The sequence below is a fragment of the Paucibacter sp. DJ2R-2 genome (assembly GCF_025717675.1).
Lineage (GTDB): Bacteria > Pseudomonadota > Gammaproteobacteria > Burkholderiales > Burkholderiaceae_C > Paucibacter_A.
Genome location: NZ_JAJIRT010000001.1, coordinates 756,055 through 775,147, shown reverse-complemented (window position 1 = coordinate 775,147; position 19,093 = coordinate 756,055). Strand labels below are relative to the sequence as shown.

At 65.5% G+C, this 19,093-nt stretch carries 13 protein-coding genes; 5 read left to right on the top strand and 8 right to left on the bottom strand.

The genetic code is table 11. The annotated features are described in order from the left end of the window. Positions 1-183: 183 nt before the first annotated feature. From LNV28_RS03410 to LNV28_RS03390, 5 genes are all read right to left on the bottom strand, one after another. Entirely contained in the window at positions 184-2,376 is a 2,193-nt protein-coding gene (locus tag LNV28_RS03410) for an ATP-binding protein (protein WP_263516497.1), read from the bottom strand. Further along, positions 2,369-3,898 carry an HD domain-containing phosphohydrolase gene (locus LNV28_RS03405; protein WP_263516498.1) on the bottom strand — a complete coding sequence of 510 codons (1,530 nt, stop codon included), beginning with the start codon at positions 3,896-3,898 and terminating at the stop codon, positions 2,369-2,371. Before LNV28_RS03405 ends, LNV28_RS03410 begins: the two co-directional genes overlap by 8 nt. A gap of 198 nt (positions 3,899-4,096) precedes the next feature. Then, a complete protein-coding gene (locus LNV28_RS03400; protein ID WP_263516499.1) occupies positions 4,097-4,534 on the bottom strand; it encodes a type 2 periplasmic-binding domain-containing protein in 438 nt (145 codons plus the stop codon). Between the two features lie 13 nt (positions 4,535-4,547). Next, the gene (locus tag LNV28_RS03395) at positions 4,548-5,699 is read right to left on the bottom strand and encodes a TonB-dependent receptor (protein WP_263516500.1); all 1,152 of its coding nucleotides are present in this window, start codon (positions 5,697-5,699) and stop codon (positions 4,548-4,550) included. 140 nt (positions 5,700-5,839) lie between these two features. Then, entirely contained in the window at positions 5,840-6,433 is a 594-nt protein-coding gene (locus LNV28_RS03390; RefSeq protein WP_263516501.1) for a hemerythrin domain-containing protein, read from the bottom strand. A gap of 188 nt (positions 6,434-6,621) precedes the next feature. Here LNV28_RS03390 and tkt point away from each other — a divergent pair, with 188 nt between their 5' ends. The 4 genes from tkt to LNV28_RS03370 all read left to right on the top strand — a co-directional run bounded on the left by tkt (position 6,622) and on the right by LNV28_RS03370 (position 13,944). After that, positions 6,622-8,676 carry a transketolase gene (tkt, locus tag LNV28_RS03385; RefSeq protein ID WP_263516502.1) on the top strand — a complete coding sequence of 685 codons (2,055 nt, stop codon included), beginning with the start codon at positions 6,622-6,624 and terminating at the stop codon, positions 8,674-8,676. A 52-nt stretch (positions 8,677-8,728) separates the two neighbouring features. Next, positions 8,729-9,745 carry a hypothetical protein gene (locus LNV28_RS03380; protein ID WP_263516503.1) on the top strand — a complete coding sequence of 339 codons (1,017 nt, stop codon included), beginning with the start codon at positions 8,729-8,731 and terminating at the stop codon, positions 9,743-9,745. A 154-nt stretch (positions 9,746-9,899) separates the two neighbouring features. Continuing rightward, positions 9,900-10,898: a type I glyceraldehyde-3-phosphate dehydrogenase gene (gene gap / locus LNV28_RS03375; RefSeq protein WP_263516504.1), complete on the top strand. Its 999-nt coding sequence runs from the start codon at positions 9,900-9,902 to the stop codon at positions 10,896-10,898. Between the two features lie 238 nt (positions 10,899-11,136). After that, positions 11,137-13,944, top strand: coding sequence for a S8 family serine peptidase (locus LNV28_RS03370; protein ID WP_263516505.1), 2,808 nt, complete (start codon positions 11,137-11,139; stop codon positions 13,942-13,944). A 45-nt stretch (positions 13,945-13,989) separates the two neighbouring features. On the opposite strand, the gene LNV28_RS03365 is transcribed toward LNV28_RS03370, so the two are convergent. From LNV28_RS03365 to LNV28_RS03355, 3 genes are read right to left on the bottom strand one after another with little or no spacing between them, the layout of a single operon-like run. Then, a complete protein-coding gene (locus LNV28_RS03365; protein ID WP_263516506.1) occupies positions 13,990-14,715 on the bottom strand; it encodes a hypothetical protein in 726 nt (241 codons plus the stop codon). Positions 14,716-14,736: 21 nt separating this feature from the next. After that, on the bottom strand, positions 14,737-15,627 hold the full coding sequence (locus tag LNV28_RS03360; protein WP_263516507.1) for a biotin--[acetyl-CoA-carboxylase] ligase: 891 nt from the start codon (positions 15,625-15,627) through the stop codon (positions 14,737-14,739). Positions 15,628-15,644: 17 nt separating this feature from the next. Then, positions 15,645-16,154: an SET domain-containing protein gene (locus LNV28_RS03355; RefSeq protein ID WP_263516508.1), complete on the bottom strand. Its 510-nt coding sequence runs from the start codon at positions 16,152-16,154 to the stop codon at positions 15,645-15,647. A 144-nt stretch (positions 16,155-16,298) separates the two neighbouring features. On the opposite strand from LNV28_RS03355, the gene LNV28_RS03350 reads away from it, so the two are divergent. Then, positions 16,299-18,980: a DNA topoisomerase III gene (locus tag LNV28_RS03350; RefSeq protein ID WP_263516509.1), complete on the top strand. Its 2,682-nt coding sequence runs from the start codon at positions 16,299-16,301 to the stop codon at positions 18,978-18,980. The last annotated feature ends 113 nt before the right edge of the window (positions 18,981-19,093 follow it).

The following is a 19,093-nucleotide window of genomic DNA, read 5'->3' as shown; positions in this document are numbered from 1 at the left end:
TGTGCCGGATCTGGCCGCGAAGCGGACAGCTCGGGCATCAACTGATCAAGCGGGTTCCTGGTGTGCCGGACCTGGCCGCGCAGCAGGCAGCTCGGGCACCCACTGATCGAGCGGGTTCCTTGTGTGTCGGACCTGGCCGCGCAGCGGCCAGCTCGGGCATTGATTCATCTTGCCCCGCTCACCTCAGCGCCCCCCACCCTCCTCACTCGGCCCCTGCACCGGTATCCACACCTTGAAGCAGCTGCCCACGCCCAGCTCGGATTCCACTTCGATGCGCCCGCCATGCTTCTTGACGATGGAGAAGGACAGCGACAGGCCCAGGCCCGTGCCCTGGCCCACCGGCTTGGTGGTGTAGAAGGGGTCGAAGATGCGGCGCAGCACCTCGGGGCTCATGCCGCTGCCGTTGTCGCTCACGCTGACGCAGACCCAGCCCTCGGTGGTCGTGCTGCTGAGCTTGAGGCGGCCGCGCTCGGGCATGGCGTGGGCGGCATTGACGATCAGGTTCAGGAAGACCTGGTTGAGTTGGGCTGCCAGGCAGCGTACCGGCGGCAGCGGGCCATAGTTGCGCTCGACCTCGACCTTGTATTTGATCTCGTGCCATACCACATTGAGGGTGGACTCCAGGCCTTGGTTGAGGTCGGCCTCCTGCCAGTCGGCGTGGTCGACGCGCGAGAAATCCTTGAGGTCCTGCACGATCTTCTTGACCCGCACCAGGCCTTCGTCGCTTTCGCGCAAGAGCTGAGGCAGGTCTTCGTGAATGAACTCGAAGTCGGCGTCCTGGCGCAAGCGTGCGATCTGCTCGCGCAAGTCGGCCGGCAGGGCTTGCAGGTCCACGCATTCGAACAGGCCGTTGAGCTGCAGCAAGGACTCCACATAGCGGCGCAAGGTGCCCAGATTGGAGGCGACAAAGCCGACCGGGTTGTTGATCTCGTGGGCGACGCCGGCCGCCAACTGGCCGATCGAGGCCATCTTTTCCGACTGCAGCAGCTGGTTCTGCGCGTCTTCCAACCGGGCATTGGCTTGCTGGATCTGGCGGTAGTTGTTGACCAGCTCGCGCTGTGCGCGCATGACCTCGCTGCGATCCTGCAGCAGCCACCAGACGCCGGTCTCCGGGTCCTCGGGGCTGCCAGCGTAGGCGATCATCTGGATCCACAGGGGCTGGCCGCTGTGGGTGCGCAGTTCCATCTCGTGGGTCAGCGACTGGCCGGCGCTCAGGGTCGGCACGGCGATGGCGCGCAGCTCGCGATAGGCCTCGGCATTGCCCAGGAAATGCGCCTGGGCCATCTCGGCATTGCTCATGCCTTCCATCTCGAACATCTGCGCGAACTTGCGGTTGCTGCGCAGGATCTGGCGTTTGCTGGTGCAGAGAATACCGACCGAGGCGTTCTCCAGAAAGGCATCGAGCTCCTTGTGACTGCGCAGCAGCTCGGCGCTGCGGGCGGCCACCAGGGTTTCCAGCTCCTGCCGGTGGCGTTTGAGTTCGTCCTCGGCGGCATGGCGGCGGCTCACGTCCATCATGGTTTCGATGGCGCCGACGATCTTGCCTTGGGTGTCGTAGAGCGGCGCCGCGGTGCAGAAGATCCAGCGGCCGTGTTCGCCGAACTGCGGGAAGAAGTCCTCCATTTCGAAGGCGCCGGGAATCAGGGGCGAAGGACGGATGGTGTCGCCGTACAGGCGTGGGCCTTCGTCGGCGATGCGACCGTCAACGATCAGGTCGACCAGCAGCGCGCGCGGCTCCTGCACAAAGGCGCGCCATGGTGTCTGGCTGCCGACCATGGTTGCGGCCTCGATGCCGGTCAGCTGCACGCAGGCGGCATTCCAGTGGGTGACCTGGTGCGTCGCGTCGAGCACAAAGGTTGCCACCGGGTTGTTGTCCAGGATCTGGTGCATGACCCGGCCGACTTCGAACAGGCTGTTCTGCACATGGCGCATATCGCTGAGGTCGGTGCAGGTGATCAGGGCCAAGGGGCCATGCGGGCCGGCTATGCGGCTGGCGCTGATTTCGAGATGACGCACCGAACCATTGGCCGTCAGCGCCTCGCATTCGAGCGCCGGCAGGTCTTCCTGCAGCTCCAGGCAGCGTGCGCCATAGGCCCGGACCGGTTCCATGCTGGCTTCGCTGGCCCAGGCGTAGTGCGGCACCAGGCAGAGTTCGGCCAGGCTGTAGCCGAGCAGGCGTTGCAGGGCAGCGTTGGCATAGACGATGTGGACGCCGTCGTGCACCAGCAAGGGCGCGCTCACCGCCTGCAAGGCTGCGCTGCAGCTGGGGTCCAGGATGTTGGGCGGCGGCGGCAGCTCGGTGGCGCCACCCATGGCGGCTTGCAAGGCCAGGGCCAGGCCGCCCGGCGCACGCGGTGGGGTGTCGAATTCAAGCATGTTGCGCTTTCTTGGCCGCCTGGCGCGGATCCTGCGGCTTCTTGATGAAGAAGCTCAGGCTCAGGCGCTCGCGCTGGTCCATCAGCTGCACCTGCTTGATCAAGGCGCTGCTGAAGACATGGCCGGCCGGCAGCAGCAAGCTGCCATGTGGGCTGAGCAGGTCGCGGGCCAGCACCATGCCGCCGCGCAGCTCGGATGCGCTCAGTTCCTGGTCGGCCGCGCTCTCCAGGGCCAGCGCGGCTTGCACCGCATCGAAGGCGGCCAGCACTTCCGGGTCGTAATGCTGCTCGCCGTTTTCATGAATGGCCTTGCAGGCGTCATCGGTGGAGAAGACCTTCTCGGCCAGGCGGCCGGCGATCAAGGATTCGAAGGTGCTGGCGATGTTGATGATCTGAGAGCCTAGCGGCACTTCGATGCCGGTCAGGCCGTCGGGATAGCCCTTGCCGTCGATGCGTTCATGCTGTGAGCGGATCAGCAAGGCACTTTGGTGCAGGCGGGCCAAGGGCATCAAGGCCGCCTGGGCCTGCAGCGGGTGGCGTTTGTAGAGCTCAAACTCGCTGCCGCTCATCAGCGACACGGTCTTGCGCAGCAGTTCATCGGGCAGGCCGATCTTGCCCACTTCGTGCAGCAGGCCGGCGTTGTGGATGTCCAGCACTTCGGCCGGGCCCAAGTTCATGGCTTCGGCGATGCGGCCGGCCAGGGTGGCGACGCGTCGGCCGTGGCCGCTGACGCTGCCGTCTCGCAGCTCCAGCAAGCCGGCAAACACGCTGATGGAAAGGGCGAAGTTTTCTTCCAGCTGCAGATGGGCTTGTTGCAGCTTCTCGTGGGCCAGGGCCATCTCGGCATGGGAGCGGCTGAGCTCGTCGTGCGCCTGCTGGAGCTCTTGCGTGCGCTCCTGCACGCGCTTCTCGAGCTCTTCATTGACGCCGGCCAACTGCTCGTTGGCTTTGCCGAGCTGGCCATTGCTGTCTTGCAGCTCCTGGTTCACCGAGGCCAGCTGGCCGTTGGCGTCTTGGAGCTGATCATTGACGCTGTGCAACTGGGCATTGCTGTCCTGCAGCTGCATATTCATGTCTTGCAGCTGCTCGTTCTGGACCTGGGTCAGCTGGGCCAGACGCTGGTTTTCTTGTTCCAGCTTGTGCCTTTGCAGGCCGTCACCGATGGCCAGCAGGATGTCGTTGTCGTCCCAGGGCTTGGAGATGTAGCGGTGGATGGCGCCGCGGTTGATGGCCGCGATGGTGGAGCTGATGTCCGCGTAGCCGGTCAGCAGGATGCGAACCGTCCCCGGCCAGCCTTCACGCACCTGCTCCAGAAACTGCACGCCGTCCATCTCGGGCATGCGCATGTCGGAGACCACCAGGTCCACGGGCTCCAGGGCCATCAAGGCCAGGCCGGCGGCGCCGCCTTCGGCCATCAGGATTTTGTAGCCCTGCGGACGCAACAAACGCCGCAGGGCGCTCAGGATGGACGGCTCGTCGTCCACCAGCAGGATGGTGGGCGGGCTTGCGACCTCGTCATTCATGGCTGCCCCTCTCAGCCCCGCGGCCCCTCGGCAGGCGCCGGGCTGGGGTTTGGGGCAGTACGTGGTGAGAGCTTGCGCCTGAAGTCGGGCGTCTGCACGTTTTAAAATGATAAAAACGTGAAATATGCGTAATTCAGGCGAGGCGCCCATGGAGGGCGCCGGCCGCGCAACCGGCACAAGGGCCGGCTGCGCGCGGAGTCAGCGTTTGACGACCTTGACGCTGGAGTTGGCCTTGCCGGCATCGACATAGCCGATGGCGCCGGGCGTGCTGGCGACGAACTTGAGCACCTCGTCGTCACCGCCCATCTCGCGCGGCGGCTTGGCACCGCCGGTGAAGATCTGGCGCGCCCACAAGGCCTTGAGCTGGGACGGATTCTTCTTCAACACCTTGTTGCCGAAGTCCTCGCGTGTGGCGCCTTCCTTCTGGTCCACCGGCACGGCTTCGCCGCCGCCGGAGAAAGTCTTGGTCTGACCCAGGAAGATCTTGCTGATCTGCTCGTCATCGAGTGCCGTGGCATTGCTCGGGTGGACGATGACGGCGATGTCTGCTTGTGCGGCGCCGGCCAAGGCCAGGGCTGCAAGTCCGGCCAACAGAGTGCGAGCGAAGCGCTGAGTTGCTTGTTGTGTGTTCATCATGGCTTGCCCCCGATCAGAAGACAAAGTCATAGGACACGGTCACCAGCTTGCGCCGGACATCGGTGCCGTCCAGCAGGTCCCAGCGGCTGCGGTCGTACTGCGCCTTGATCGAACTGGTGTCGGTCAAGTCGTAGCGCAAGCTCAGGCTGGTCATGGCGTCTTTCTCGGCCAAGGTGGTGAAGGCCGAGTTGTAGGCCTTCAGCTGGCTGACCGTGATCATGGGTGTGAACTTGTCGATGCGGTAGCCAGCGCCGAACATGCGGCCGCGGTAGCTGCCGCGGGCCGGCGAGCGGTCGATGTAGGACAACTCGCTGCGCAGCAGCCAGTTGTCCTTGTCGATGACGAAGGACAGGGCCGCAAAGGTCTGCGGTGAATGTGTGCCGTTCGCCGGGTTGGGCGAGGTCTGCACGCCATCACGGAATTGCTGCTGCTTGGACTTGTTCAGAGCCAGGCGGGCGGTGAACCAGTCGCGGTTGATCTCCAGGTCCACACCCCACATGCTGTCCCAGTTGATGTCCGAGGGCGAGGCGGTTTCCAGCTTGGCGATCGGGTTCTTCTTGGTGTGCTCGCTGCCGGCGTAGACGGTGGACTTGACCGCCCAGCCTGCGACATCGCCGCGGTAGGTCAGGTTGGCGCCGTTGTAGTTGACGACCGCCCAGCCATAGACATCAGGAGGCACACGCACCCAGCTGTAGGCATAGCTGACGTCCTGGTAGTCGGAGTAGAAGAACAGCGGCAGGCGCTTGCGGCCCAGCTGCACGGTCAGCTGCGGCGTCAGGTTGTAGGACAGATAGGCCCACTCCAGGTCGGCCTTGGCCTTCTGTGCCGCATGGCGTGCGACGCCCTGGGCGGTGAAGGACAGATCGGGCGTGAAGGTCCAGTTGCCTTGAATGCCGACTCGCGACTCGGGCGCCAGCGACCATTTCTGCTCGTAGACCGAGCCGTGTGAGAAATCGGCGATCAAGCAGGGGCAGTTCCACTGCGTGCCGTCCGGGTAGCCGATGTCAATGCCGCCGGCACTGATGACCTTGCCGGCCGTGATATTGCCGAAGCCGGAGTAGCTGAAGTCCACCGCCTGGCTCAGGCCGCTGGTGCACAGCGCGCCGATCGCCAAGGCGATGCGGCTGATGTGGGTGAGTGATGAACGTGCGTCATTCTTTCGCATCTTGGGTCCTTCCAATGGATCAACAGCACCATCGCTTTGAGATGCCTGCTGCGTTTATCGGCCTTTGAACCCGGTGGCTTGCGGCGGAACAGGCCGTTGTTTATCGCCCAATTGTGCGCAATGCGCGCACTACGGCAGGCTTACAAGGCCGGGCCCAGGCCGAGCGGCGCCGGCAGGGCATTCAGCACGGTCTGGAACAGCGCCCGGTAGGGCTCGTCGACGGCATGGCCGGCCAGCGGGTCGCGGTTGCGCGCAAAGGCCTCGTCGAGCTCGGCCCAGTCGTCCGGTGCAAACATCTGCTGCGCCAGCGGTAGGACCTGCACCTCTTCGATTTGCATGTGTTGCAGATAGCCATGGACATAGCGTTCGGCCATCTGCTCGAAGGCGGCGCGCCGGCTCTCGCCCATGAGCTCGAAGCCAAGCAAGGCATGCTCCAGATCGCGGATGGCGCGCTCGCCGCGCTGGTGGTCTTCGTCCAGCCGGTCCAGCACGCTGCGGATCTCGGGCGCCCTGGCGCGTAGCTTGGGGAAGAGCAGCTCGCTCTCCTTGGGGTGGTGAAGGCGCTCGGGGAACTCGTCCAGGTAGAAAAGCATGGCGCGCAAGGCGGCAAAGTCTGGCCGGGCCTGGCGCCGGCGCAGCTCGGCCAGCAGCAAAGGCACCGAGCGCAGCATGGCGGCCAGGGCACGGTGCTCCTCGCGAATCACCTGAAGGGTCAGCGGGCTGTTCGGCTTCATGGGGGCTCCTGCTGCGGCTGGGCGAGGGGCCGCGCAGGCGCTAGGCTGGCAGATTCCGGGGCCTTGGATTTGCGTTGGATCAAGCCCGGCTCAGGTCTTTGTCGGGGCCGCAAGCCAGTCCGTGGCGGCCGAAGCGCAGCGTCCAAGTAAAATCCGGGATTACCCCGCAACTTCACTTCCGCACGCACATGGCAACTACCGCTGCTCGCAACCCCACCTTGATGGCCAACGCCATTCGCGCACTGGCCATGGACGCCGTGCAGCAAGCCAACTCGGGCCACCCGGGCGCCCCCATGGGCATGGCTGACATCGCCGTGGCCCTGTGGAGCCGCCATCTGCGTCACAACCCGACCAACCCGCAATGGGCCAACCGCGACCGCTTCGTGCTGTCCAACGGCCACGGTTCGATGCTGATCTACGCCCTGCTGCATCTGTCGGGCTACGCGCTGCCGATCGAAGAGCTCAAGGCCTTCCGCCAGCTGCACAGCAAGACCCCGGGCCATCCGGAAGTGGGCATCACCCCGGGCGTGGAAACGACCACCGGCCCGCTGGGCCAAGGTATCACCAATGCCGTCGGTCTGGCCCTGGCCGAGAAGATGCTGGCCAAGGAATTCAATATCGACGAGCACCAGATCGTCGACCACCACACCTATGTGTTCCTGGGTGACGGCTGCCTGATGGAAGGCATCAGCCACGAAGCCGCCTCGCTGGCCGGCGCCTGGAAGCTGAACAAGCTGATCGCCATCTACGACGACAACGGCATCTCGATCGACGGCCAGGTCGCCCCCTGGTTCGCCGACAACACCGCCCAGCGTTTCGAAGCCTATGGCTGGAACGTGGTCGGCCCGGTGGATGGCCATGATGTCGACGCCGTCGACGCCGCCATCGCCGAAGCCAAGAAGAGCAGCGTCAAGCCGACCCTGGTGATCGCCAAGACTCACATCGGCAAGGGCTCGCCGAACCGCGCCAACACCGCCAAGGCCCACGGCGAGCCGCTCGGTAACGACGAAATCAAGCTGACCCGCGAGCAGCTGGGTTGGGCGCATGAGCCCTTCGTGATCCCGCAAGAGGTGTACGCCGACTGGGATGCCAAAGCCGCAGGCGCCGCACTGGAAAGCAGCTGGGACGAGCGTTTCGACGCCTACGCCACCGCCCATCCTGAGCTGGCCGCTGAGTTCCAGCGCCGCATGGCCGGCGTGCTGCCCGCCAACTTCGCCCAGACCGCCGTCGACGCCGTCGTCGCGGCGCACGGCAAGGCCGAGACCGTGGCCAGCCGCAAGGCCAGCCAGCTGGCGCTGGAAGCCTTCACCGCCGCCTTGCCTGAGCTGCTGGGCGGCTCGGCCGACCTGACCGGCTCCAACCTGACCAACACCAAGTCGACCCCGGCCTTCCGCGTCGAGGCCGATGGCAGCAGCAATGGCGGCCGCCACATCAACTACGGCGTGCGCGAGTTCGGCATGGCCGCCATCATGAACGGCGTGGCCCTGCACGGCGGCTACATCCCCTACGGTGGCACCTTCCTGACCTTCAGCGACTACAGCCGCAACGCCATCCGCATGGCCGCGCTGATGAAGCAGCGCGTCATCCATGTCTTCACCCACGACTCCATCGGCCTGGGGGAAGACGGCCCGACCCACCAGTCGATCGAGCATGTCGCCTCGCTGCGCCTGATCCCGGGCCTGGACGTCTGGCGCCCGGCCGACACCACCGAAACCGTGGTTGCCTGGACCATGGCCATCGGCAACGCCCAGCGCCCCAGCGTGCTGGCACTGTCGCGCCAGAACCTGCCCTACGCGCCCAAGACCGCGGTCGATGACATCGCCAAGGGCGGCTATGTGCTGGCAGAGCCGGCCACTGTCGGCATCAAGAGCAAGAAGGCTCGTGCCGTCATCATCGCCACCGGCTCGGAAGTGCAGCTGGCCATGCGCGCCCAGGAAATCCTGGCCCTGGACGGCATCGGCGTGCGCGTGGTCTCCATGCCCTCGACCAATGTCTTCGACCGCCAAGACCTGGCCTACAAGAAGTCCGTGCTGCCGGACGGCCTGCCGCGCATCGCCGTGGAAATGGGCGTGACCGACGGTTGGTGGAAGTACGGCTGCGCCGCCGTCGTCGGCATCGATACCTATGGCGAATCGGCCCCGGCCCCGGTGCTGTTCAAGCACTTCGGCTTCACCGCCGAGAACGTGGCCGACACGGTCAAGGTGGCGCTGGGTGTGGCCAAGCTCAAGGGCAAGAAGCGCTGAGATTCGGTTAATCTCACGGCCTTTCTTCACCACCACAACACAGGAGGAGCGCTTGAACCACCCATCGAAGAATTTGGGGTTTGGGCGCATGGTGGTGATCTTGGGCCTGCTTGGCGGGCCTGGGATCGCTGCGCATGCACAGTCCAAAGACGTGACACCGCTGTCCGCAGCGCAGTCGCTGAAGTGCCTGGTACGCCAGGAGAAGCTGCCGGTCTATCCGCGCCAGCTGGAGACCGACCGCGCTGAAGGTTTTATGCGGGTGCAGTTGCATTTCAGCAAACCCGATGCGCCTCCGCGCGTTGAGGTTTTGGTGAGCACGGCCGCGCCAGAGATGCAGGAACGGACCTTCCGCTATCTCGAGGGCTATCGCTTGCCCTGCCTCTCGGCAAGCGAAGGACCGATCAAGGCTGTGCAGGAATTCAGCTTCAAGAACACCGACCGTGAACCACTGCCGGTGGAGGCTGATCGCAAGCAGGAGTTCTGCATCGTCATGCCGCGCGAGCCCATCGAATCTCCCCGGCCTGGCATCGGTGATCGCGATGTCGAGCATGTCGTGGCCGTGGCCAGTTTCTCCGGTGATGGTCAGCAGCCCCCCGAGGTGACGCTGATCCATTCCACAGCCTCAAAGAGTTTCGAATCCTTGGTGCGCGAGCGCCTGGCCAAGTACCGCATGCCCTGCCGCAGCGGCGCCGAGCCGCCGCAATCCATGCATCAGCAGTTCAGTTTCAGTCCTGCGGGCGAGCGACGCTATGCCTTGAAGCGCGATGTCTTTGGTCTGGCTGAGTTCCTCGGCCTGACGGCCGGCGTCCGGCAATTGCAGGCTGAATTCGATTTCGCAACCATGAGCTGCCCGTTCAAAGTTGATTACACGATTTATGGACCGAGCCTGCCCAATGAGGTCCGCTCCGACAAGAAAGACCCGAACCGCATCAGCTTCTTGAAGTGGCTGTCGGAACGGCAGATTGCTTTTGCCAACGACAAGCAGGCCAATGAGCTGTTCGGTCAGACGGTGCAGATTCAAGTGCCTTGCGGCAACTTGAATCTGAAGCCGGCGGCTGCGGCGGGTTGAGGCTTGGCACATGAATCTGGCGATGTTGGGCGCATTTGCATACCCTGAGTGCTGGCTAGGCAAGCGCCTTCAGGGAGTTTGATCTCCGGCGGCTGCCGCAATCCCGTTCCCGTTTTGTTTCTATCCTCTCCCACCTGACCAGGAGTTATTTCTCATGACGATCAAGATCGGTATCAACGGCTTCGGCCGCATCGGCCGCATGGTGTTCCGCGCTGCCATCGCCAACTTCAAGGAAATCGAAGTGGTCGGCATCAACGACTTGCTCGAGCCCGATTACCTCGCCTACATGCTCAAGTACGACAGCGTGCACGGCAAGTTCGACGGTGAAGTCTCGGTGGACGGCAACACCCTGGTTGTCAACGGCCGTGCCATCCGCCTGACCCAAGAGCGTGACCCCGCCAACCTGAAGTGGAACGAAGTCGGCGCCGACATCGTTGTTGAAGCCACGGGCCTGTTCCTGGACAAGGCCTCGGGCGAGAAGCATCTGGCCGCTGGCGCCAAGAAGGTGGTGTTCTCGGCACCGTCCAAGGACGACACCCCAATGTTCGTGTTCGGTGTGAACCACAACACCTACGCTGGCCAAGCCATCATCTCCAACGCTTCTTGCACTACCAACTGCCTGGCTCCCCTGGCCAAGGTGCTGAACGACAAGTGGGGCATCAAGCGCGGCCTGATGACCACTGTGCACGCGGCCACCGCGACGCAGAAGACCGTCGACGGCCCGTCCAACAAAGACTGGCGCGGCGGTCGCGGCATCTTGGAAAACATCATTCCTTCGAGCACGGGCGCTGCCAAGGCCGTGGGCGTGGTGATCCCCGAGCTGAACAAGAAGCTGACCGGCATGAGCTTCCGCGTGCCGACCTCCGACGTGTCGGTGGTGGACCTGACTGTGGAGCTGAATAGCGAAGCGTCCTACAAGGACATCTGCGCCGAATTCAAGGCTCAGTCGGAAGGCGCATTGAAGGGCGTGCTGGGTTACACCGAAGAGAAGGTCGTGGCGACCGACTTCCGCGGTGATGCCCGCACCTCCATCTTCGACGCCGACGCCGGCATCGCCCTGGACAGCACCTTCGTCAAACTGGTTGCCTGGTACGACAACGAGTGGGGCTACTCGAACAAGGTGCTCGAGATGGTGCGCGTGATCGCCAAGTAATCAAGCGAGCGCGAAGGGCTGCAGCTTCACTGCGGCCCCTATTGCTCAGCGGAAAGGGCCTTGCCAACAGCAAGGCCCTTTTTTTGCGTCTAATCGGCGCGTGAACTGCCGCTTTCCCATGTGTCGACAAGCGGGGCTGCAGGGATCTATTCTTTACGATTGCCCCGCGCCGCCCGCCCTAAACTGGCGGCTGCCCGCCTTCTTCATTTGACTTCACCGGCCTTGGAGCTAGCCCTTGATGAAACTCTCAACGCTCGGCCTGAGCCTGATTTTGATGGCCGGCATCTGGGCGCCCAGCGCGCCGGCACAAAGCCTGGCGGCGACCTTGACGGCCACCAGCAATGAAGCCCAGGCGCGCGTGATCGTGCGCTTCAAGCCGGCCGCCGCCAGCGTGCGCGCCAAGGCCCTGTCGGTCTCCATGAGCCGCGCAGCGGCCCAGGATGTGGCGCAGACCCGGGCCACCGGTCTGGGCCTGCGCAGCGGCCTCAATTCGCGCACCCGCCAGGGTTTGCGCGCCCTGCGCAGCCTCGATGAGCGCACCCATGTCATTGTTGCCAGCGGCATCAGTTCGGCGGCGTTGGCCCAGCAACTGGCGCTGGATTCGGAAGTCGAGCTGGCGGTGGTGGATCAGCGCCGCCGCCACACCCGCGTGCCCAACGACCCGTTCTACAGCACCGCCCTGCCCAGCGGCCCCAGCGTCGGCCAGTGGTATCTGAAAACGCCGAGCTCGGTGCCTGGCGAGGTGGTGTCCAGCATCAATGCGCCGGCCGCCTGGGACATCAACACCGGCCACAGCAGCATCATCGTCGCCGTACTCGACACCGGCATTCGCAAAGACCACCCCGAGCTGGCCGGGCAAATCGTCGGCGGCTACGACATGGTGGGCCTGAGCTCCTCGTCCAGCCAGGCCACAGCGACGGCCAATGACGGCGACGGCGCCGATGCCGACGCCTCCGACCCGGGCGACTGGGTCAGCCAGGCCGACATCAACGGCGGCACCCTGGGCAGCGCCTGTGACGCCACGGACATCGGCAACAGCTCCTGGCATGGCACGCGCGTGGCCGGCCTGATCGCCGCCACGGCCAACAACAATGTGGGCATGGCCGGCGTGGCCTGGGGCGTGAAGATCCTGCCGGTGCGGGTGCTGGGCAAATGCGGGGGCTATGACTCCGACATCATCGCCGCCATGAAATGGTCGGCCGGCATCTCGGTGCCTGGCCTGCCCGCCAATCCCAATGTCGCCAAGGTCTTGAACATGAGCCTGGGCGGCAGCGGCAGCTGCGGCAGCACGGGCACGGGCGGGCTCTATCGCGACGCCATCACCCAAGTCACGGCGCGCGGCGCCAGCATCGTGGTCGCGGCCGGCAACAGCGAGGGCCTGGCCGTCGGTCTGCCCGGCAACTGCCCCGGCGTGATCACGGTCACCGGCCTGCGCCATGTCGGCAGCAAGGTGGGCTTCTCCAGCATCGGCCCCGAGGTCAGCATTGCTGCGCCGGGTGGCAACTGCGTCAATCTCAGCGGTGCCTGCCTTTACCCTATGTTCAGCACCACCAACAGCGGCATCACCACGCCGGTGGTCGGTGATGCGTCCTACACCAACAACGGTGCCTCGGTGGGCACGAGCTTCTCGACCCCGGTGGTGGCCGGCACGGTGGCCCTGATGCTGTCGGTGCGGCCGAGCATGACGCCGGCCGAGGTGCTGAGCGCCTTGCGCAGCACGGCCCGGCCCTTTGTCAGCAGCGGCGGCACGGCCGGAATACCGCAGTGCACGGCACCTACCGCCACCGCCCAGGATGAGTGTTATTGCACGACCAGCACTTGCGGTGCCGGCATGCTGGACGCCGGCGCGGCCTTGGCCGCGGCGCGCGCCGCCAACGGTGCAGCGCTGCAGATCAGCAGCAATCCGGCCGCACCGCTGGCCGGCCAAGCCCTAAGCCTGAGCGTCAGCGGCAGCACGCTGGGCAGCGGTCGCAGCATCGCCAGCGCCGCCTGGAGCTTGAGCGCCGGCGGCGGCATCGTCAGCGGCTTCAGCTCGGGCGCCAGCACGCAGACGGTGACCTTGACCCCCAGCGGCGCCGGCAGCTTCAGCGTGAGCGTGCAGCTGATCGATGATCTCGGCACGGTCCACAGCCTGACGCGCAGCATCAGTGTCACGGCGGTCGGCAGCGCGGCGCAGACGATCAGCTTCACGGCACCGACCGGCCTGGTGTTCGGTCAGCCCTCTGTCTCGCTGCTGGCGACGGCCAGCTCCGGCCTGACGGTCAGTTTCAGCAGCAGCACGCCGGCGGTGTGCTCGGTCAGTGGCAGCAGCTTGAGCTTGCTGGCCGGCGGCAGCTGTACCGTGCAGGCCAGCCAGCCCGGCAATGCGGTGTTTGCGGCCGCGCCCTCGCTCAGCCGCAGCTTCACGGTTGGGCCTGCAGCCCAGACCCTGAGCTTCCCGGCGCTGGCCGACCAGCAGATGGGCACGGCGGCGCCGGCCCTCAGTGCCACGGCCAGCTCGGGTTTGGCGGTCAGCTTCGAGAGCAGCACGCCCACCGTCTGCTCGGTCAGCGGCACGGCCTTGAGTTTGCTCAGTTCAGGCGTGTGCACGGTGCTTGCCAAGCAGGCTGGCAATAGCAGCTACCAGGCCGCCGCCGAGGTGGCGCGCAGCTTCAATGTGGCTCTGGCACCGCAGACCCTCAGCTTCCCCGCCATCGCCAACCAGGTCTTGGGCACCGCCGCGCCGGCTTTGGCAGCCACGGCCAGTTCCGGCTTGCCCGTCAGCTACAGCTCCGGCAGCACGGCGGTCTGCAGCGTCAGTGGCAACAGCGTGTCGCTCTTGGCGGTGGGCACCTGCACGCTGACGGCCAGCCAGGCCGGCAACAGCAGCTTCGCCGCGGCCGCACCGGTCAGCCAGAGCTTTGCCGTGGCCGCCGCGCCGGTCGTCGTCACGCCGACCCCGAGCAGCAATTCGGGCGGCGGCGGTGGCGCCTTCAGTGCCTGGTGGTTGGGTCTGCTGGCACTGGCCGCCTGGGCCCTGCGAGGGGGCCCGCAGCGCCCTCGCTGACGAGGTCAGCGGAGAATTGGGCTTGGCCGCAGGGCCTGGCTCAGCTCAGCGTCCGCCGCTGGCCGCAGGAGCGACCGTGGTGGCCGATGCCGCCGAAGCGGCGGTGACCGCAGCCAGGGCGGCCGCATTGCAGTTCTTGAAGCCGGCCGCCAGGGCGGGGCTCTTCAGGCTGCGCAGCTGGGCCAGGCGCGCGCCGTCAGCCTGGGCAAAGACCAGGCTGTGGCGCTTTAGCGGTGCCTGCAACTGAAGGACCTGCAAGGCTTTGATGGTGCGCTGCGACAGGCGCTCCATCTGCAGGGCGGCGGCCTTCTCGCTGGCATGACGGCTCAGCAGCAGGGCCGGCATCTCGGCCGGTACGCCGCTCAGTGGTTCGTAGCTGATCTTCGCCTTCTTCAGCACTTCTTCCTTGCGGGTCTGCAGGTCTTTGCTGGCAAAGCGCGTCGTGGTCACCGCCCAGATGCCGGCTTGTTCATTGTGCAGGGCCTGCCATTCGCTGACCGGCACGCCGGCGCCGGCCAACACGTTCTGTGCGGCCAGCAGGGCCGCATCGCCGTCCAGCGGCCCCAGTTCGACGCAGGCGCGCTGCTGCAAGGACTTGGCCGCCTGCGCGCTGAGCAACTCGATGCGTTCGGGCGTCTGTTGCGCCGCCAGGCGCTGCGGCTCGCGATCGCCCGTGGCCTTGACGCCGACCACGCCGTCCAGCCAGCCGCGCGTCCAGGAGAAGAACAGGGCGTTCAGGATCAGCAGGAGGGCAAGCAGGGCGCGCAGCATGGTGTGGGCAGGCGTGTGGCTTCAGGTCGTCAGGGGTGAAGGGGAGGATGGGCCGGACAGGCGCAGGCTGACTTCGCCGGCGCTGACGCTTTGCAGGCCTTGTGTGGTCTCCAGCAGCAGGCAGCCGTCGGCGCTCACGCCGCGCGAAGTCCCTTCGAGGCTGCCGGCGCTGACGGCCTGGCCCAGGGTCAGGTCGCGCCGCGCGTAGGCTGCCAGCCAGCCGGCAAAGCCGCCTTGCGGAAAATCGACCAGACAGCGCGCCATGGCCGGCGCGATGCGCGCCAGCACGGCCGGCGCATCGAGGCTGGGGTCCAGCTCTTCCAGCGCCGCAAAGCCGGTGTTGAAGGCCGTGCTGCCGTGGCTGTCTTCGGCCGCGGCCAGGCGATGGATGTTCAGGCCCACGCCGATGATGGCCATGCGCTGTGCGCCGGCCGGCACGGTTTCAATCAGGATGCCGCCGAGCTTGCGGCCATCGAGCCAGAGGTCATTGGGCCACTTCAGCTGCAGGCGCGGAAGTGCTTGCCCGCCCAAGGCCGCGGCGGGCTCGAGCGCGTCGGCGATGGCGCAACCGATGGCCAGGGACAGCCCCGACCAGTCGCTCAGCTCCATGGGCAGGCCCAGAGAGAAGGTCAGCGAGGCGCCGGGGCTGGACAGCCAGGCCCGGCCCTGGCGGCCGCGGCCATGGGTCTGGTGCTCGGCCACCAGCAAGCAGGGCAGCATGTCGTGGGCGCGCCGGCCGTAGCGCGCTTCGCTGCCTTGTTGGGTTTGCTGGCGCACCCGCTCCAGCAATGCACTGTTTGTCGAGGCCGTGCGGGCCAGCACTTCGATGCTGATGCCGGGCAGCAAGGGGGTCAGGGCTTGCCAGAGGGCTTCGGCTTGCCAGTCTTGGTGCGGGCTGTCAGTGGGGTTCATGGGCGGCGGGACATAACTCAGCGTTTAGGCGCCAGCATGGTGCCACGGCAGAAGGGGCTGCCGCAGTAGCAGGCGAACTCTTTCTTCAGCTTCGGCGTGTAGCGCTCGTCGATGGTCAAACCGTAGTCGTAAAACAACTCTTCACCGGGGGACAGGTCTTGCAGGGCCTTGATGAAAACCCGGCCATTGCTTTCGTCGGTCTCGCAATTGGGCTCGCAGGAGTGGTTGATCCAGCGCGAGCTGTTGCCGCCGTAGAGGGCGTCGATGACGCGGCCGTCCTCGATGTGGAAGTAAAACGTGTGGTTGGGCTGCTTGGGATCATGAGGGTGGCGCTCCATGGCCTCGTCCCAACTGATGAGCTCGCCGGTGTACTCGATGATGGTTTCGCCGGCCGCGATCGGCGCCAGCGCATAGACTCCGCGCCCATGGACGCCCGAATTCCTGACCTGGATGCGCCGACCCTTGCCGCTGGGCTTGGCAAGTACGGCCGGGGCCGGAGCAGTCTTTTTGCGGGCGGCTTGCGTCATCGGAAGTTGTGGTTACATTGAATTCATGGGTGTGCGCGCGTGCATGTACGTGCATGGGCGTGCGCGAGGCCGGATTGTAGGCAGGCCGGAGCCAGATGCTTCGGCCGGCGTTGAAATACACGAGTAGAGAACTTCATCACCATCATGAGCAAGACACTGATCATTGCCGAGAAGCCGTCCGTGGCGCAGGACATCGTCCGCGCCTTGACCCCCAAGGCGGGGAAGTTCGACAAGCACGATGAATACTTCGAGAGCGAGGACTTCGTGGTCAGCTCGGCGGTCGGCCACTTGGTAGAGATCAAGGCACCGGAGGAATTCGACGTCAAGCGCGGCAAGTGGAGCTTCGCCAATCTGCCCGTGATCCCGCCGCATTTCGACCTCAACCCCATCGACAAGGTCAAGGGCCGCCTCAATGCCCTGGTCAAGCTGATCCGCCGCAAGGATGTGACGCACCTGATCAACGCCTGTGACGCGGGCCGCGAGGGTGAGCTGATCTTCCGTCTGATCGTGCAATACGCCGGCACGGCCAAGACCGCCATCACCAAGCCGGTCGAGCGCCTGTGGCTGCAGTCGATGACGCCGCAAGCCATCCGCGATGGTTTCGACAAGCTCAAGAGCGATGCACAGATGATGCCGCTGGCCGATGCCGCGCGCTGCCGCTCCGAGGCCGACTGGCTGGTGGGCATCAATGGCACGCGTGCCATGACCGCCTTCAACTCTCGCGATGGTGGCTTCTTCCTGACCACCGTGGGCCGGGTGCAGACGCCGACCTTGTCTATCGTCGTCGAGCGCGAAGAAAAGATCCGCAAGCATGTGGCGCGTGACTACTGGGAAGTGCGCGGCACTTTCGATGCTCAGGCCGGCCAGTACGAAGGCAAGTGGTTCGACCCGAGCTGGAAGAAGGGCGAGGACGCCGAAGCGCGCGCCGACCGCATCTGGAACCGCGCCGATGCCGACGCCATCGCCGCCGCCGCACAGGGCCAGCCGGCCAACGTGCGCGAGGAGAGCAAGCCCACCACCAGCAGCTGTGGCGGCCTTTACGACCTGACCACCTTGCAGCGTGAGGCCAACTCGCGCTTCGGTTTTTCGGCCAAGACCACGCTGTCCCTGGCCCAGGCCCTGTACGAAAAGCACAAGGTGCTGACCTACCCCCGGACCGACTCGCGCTTCCTGCCCGAGGACTATCTGGCCGTGGCCAAGCAGACCGCCGAGATGATCGCCAGCGAGGACCTGCCCGGCCCGCTGCGCGAGCTGGCCGGCCACGCCCGCAAGGCGCTCAACGAGGGCTATATCAAGCCGACCAAGAAAGTCTTCGACAACAGCAAGGTCTCGGATCACTTCGCCATCATCCCGACCCTGCAAGCGCCCAAGAGCTTGTCCGACATCGAAGCCAAGCTCTATGACTTGGTGGTCAAGCGCTTCCTGGCCGTGTTCTTCCCGCCGGCCGAGTTCCTGGTCACCACCCGCATCAGCACCGTCAAGGCGGCGGGCAAGGAGCTGAACTTCCAGACCAATGGCAAGGTGCTGGTCAAGCCGGGCTGGCTGGCCGTCTACGGCAAGGAAGCGCAGGAAGACGATGCCAATCTGGTGGCCGTGGCCCCGGGCGAGGTGGTGCGGACCGAGTCGGTCGATGTGAAAAGCCTGGCCACCAAGCCGCCGGCCCGCTACACCGAAGCGACCCTGCTCTCGGCCATGGAAGGCGCCGGTAAGCTGATCGACGACGAAGAGCTGCGCGCGGCCATGACCGAAAAGGGCCTGGGCACGCCAGCGACCCGCGCCGCCACCATCGAAGGTCTGCTCACCGAAAAATACATGCTGCGCGACGGCCGCGAGCTGATCCCCACGGCCAAGGCTTTCCAGCTGATGACCTTGCTGCGCGGCCTGGACATCAAGGACCTGACCAAGCCCGAGCTGACCGGTGACTGGGAGTTCCAGCTCTCCGAGATGGAAAAGGGTCGCCTGAACCGCGACGAGTTCATGGCCAAGATCGCCGCCATGACCGAGCGCGTGGTGCAAAAGGCCAAGGAATACGACCGCGACACCATCCCTGGTGACTACGCCACCCTGAAGACGCCCTGCCCCAAGTGCAGCGGCGTGGTCAAGGAGAACTACCGCCGCTTCACCTGCACCGGCAAGGATGGCGCCTCGGAGGGCTGCGGCTTCTCCATCGGCAAGATTCCCGGCGGCCGCAGCTTTGAGTTGCACGAGGTGGAACAGTTCCTGGCCGACAAGAAGATCGGCCCGCTGGAGGGCTTCCGCTCCAAGGCTGGCTGGCCCTTCACGGCCGAGCTGGCCCTGGTCTTCGACGAAGAGATCCAGAACTGGAAGCTCGAGTTCGACTTCGGCGACGACGGCAAGAACGGCGAGGGCGATGGCGAGGCGGTGGACTTCAGCGCCCAGACCTCGCTGGGCGCCTGCCCCAAGTGCCAGGGTCGGGTCTTCGAGCATGGCAGCAACTACGTCTGCGAGCATGCCGTCGGCGCCGCCATCACCTGCGATTTCAAGAGCGGCAAGATCATCCTGCAGCAGCCCATCGAGATCAGCCAGATGCAAAAGCTGCTCAGCGAGGGCAAGACAGCGCTGCTCGAGAACTTCGTCTCCAACAAGACCCGGCGCAAGTTCAAGGCCTTCCTGGCTTTTGATGCCAAGGCCGGCAAGGTGATGTTCGAATTCGAGCCGCGCGCCGCCAAGCCGGGTGCGCCGGCCCGGGCTGCGGCCAAGCCGGCCGCCAGCGAGGCCGCCGCGCCCGCCAAGAAGGTCGCGGCCAAGAAAGTGGCTGCCAAGAAGGCTCCGGCCAAAAAGGCTGCGGCCAAGAAGAGCGCCTGATCAGGCAGGGTCCTGCAAGTTGTGCGTGCGGCCCCTGGGGCCGCCCCTCTCCTGCGCGCCAGGGCAAAGGCGCTATGCTGATGCGCAGAGCAGTTGAGTTAGGCTCAGCCTGG

Bases quoted from the DNA above. Each gene is read 5' to 3' on its own strand.
- LNV28_RS03410 (WP_263516497.1), bottom strand. From the start codon at position 2,376: ATGCTTGAATTCGACACCCCACCGCGTGCGCCGGGCGGCCTGGCCCTG.
- LNV28_RS03405 (WP_263516498.1), bottom strand. From the start codon at position 3,898: ATGAATGACGAGGTCGCAAGCCCGCCCACCATCCTGCTGGTGGACGAC.
- LNV28_RS03400 (WP_263516499.1), bottom strand. From the start codon at position 4,534: ATGATGAACACACAACAAGCAACTCAGCGCTTCGCTCGCACTCTGTTG.
- LNV28_RS03395 (WP_263516500.1), bottom strand. From the start codon at position 5,699: ATGCGAAAGAATGACGCACGTTCATCACTCACCCACATCAGCCGCATC.
- LNV28_RS03390 (WP_263516501.1), bottom strand. From the start codon at position 6,433: ATGAAGCCGAACAGCCCGCTGACCCTTCAGGTGATTCGCGAGGAGCAC.
- tkt (WP_263516502.1), top strand. From the start codon at position 6,622: ATGGCAACTACCGCTGCTCGCAACCCCACCTTGATGGCCAACGCCATT.
- gap (WP_263516504.1), top strand. From the start codon at position 9,900: ATGACGATCAAGATCGGTATCAACGGCTTCGGCCGCATCGGCCGCATG.
- LNV28_RS03370 (WP_263516505.1), top strand. From the start codon at position 11,137: ATGAAACTCTCAACGCTCGGCCTGAGCCTGATTTTGATGGCCGGCATC.
- LNV28_RS03365 (WP_263516506.1), bottom strand. From the start codon at position 14,715: ATGCTGCGCGCCCTGCTTGCCCTCCTGCTGATCCTGAACGCCCTGTTC.
- LNV28_RS03360 (WP_263516507.1), bottom strand. From the start codon at position 15,627: ATGAACCCCACTGACAGCCCGCACCAAGACTGGCAAGCCGAAGCCCTC.
- LNV28_RS03355 (WP_263516508.1), bottom strand. From the start codon at position 16,154: ATGACGCAAGCCGCCCGCAAAAAGACTGCTCCGGCCCCGGCCGTACTT.
- LNV28_RS03350 (WP_263516509.1), top strand. From the start codon at position 16,299: ATGAGCAAGACACTGATCATTGCCGAGAAGCCGTCCGTGGCGCAGGAC.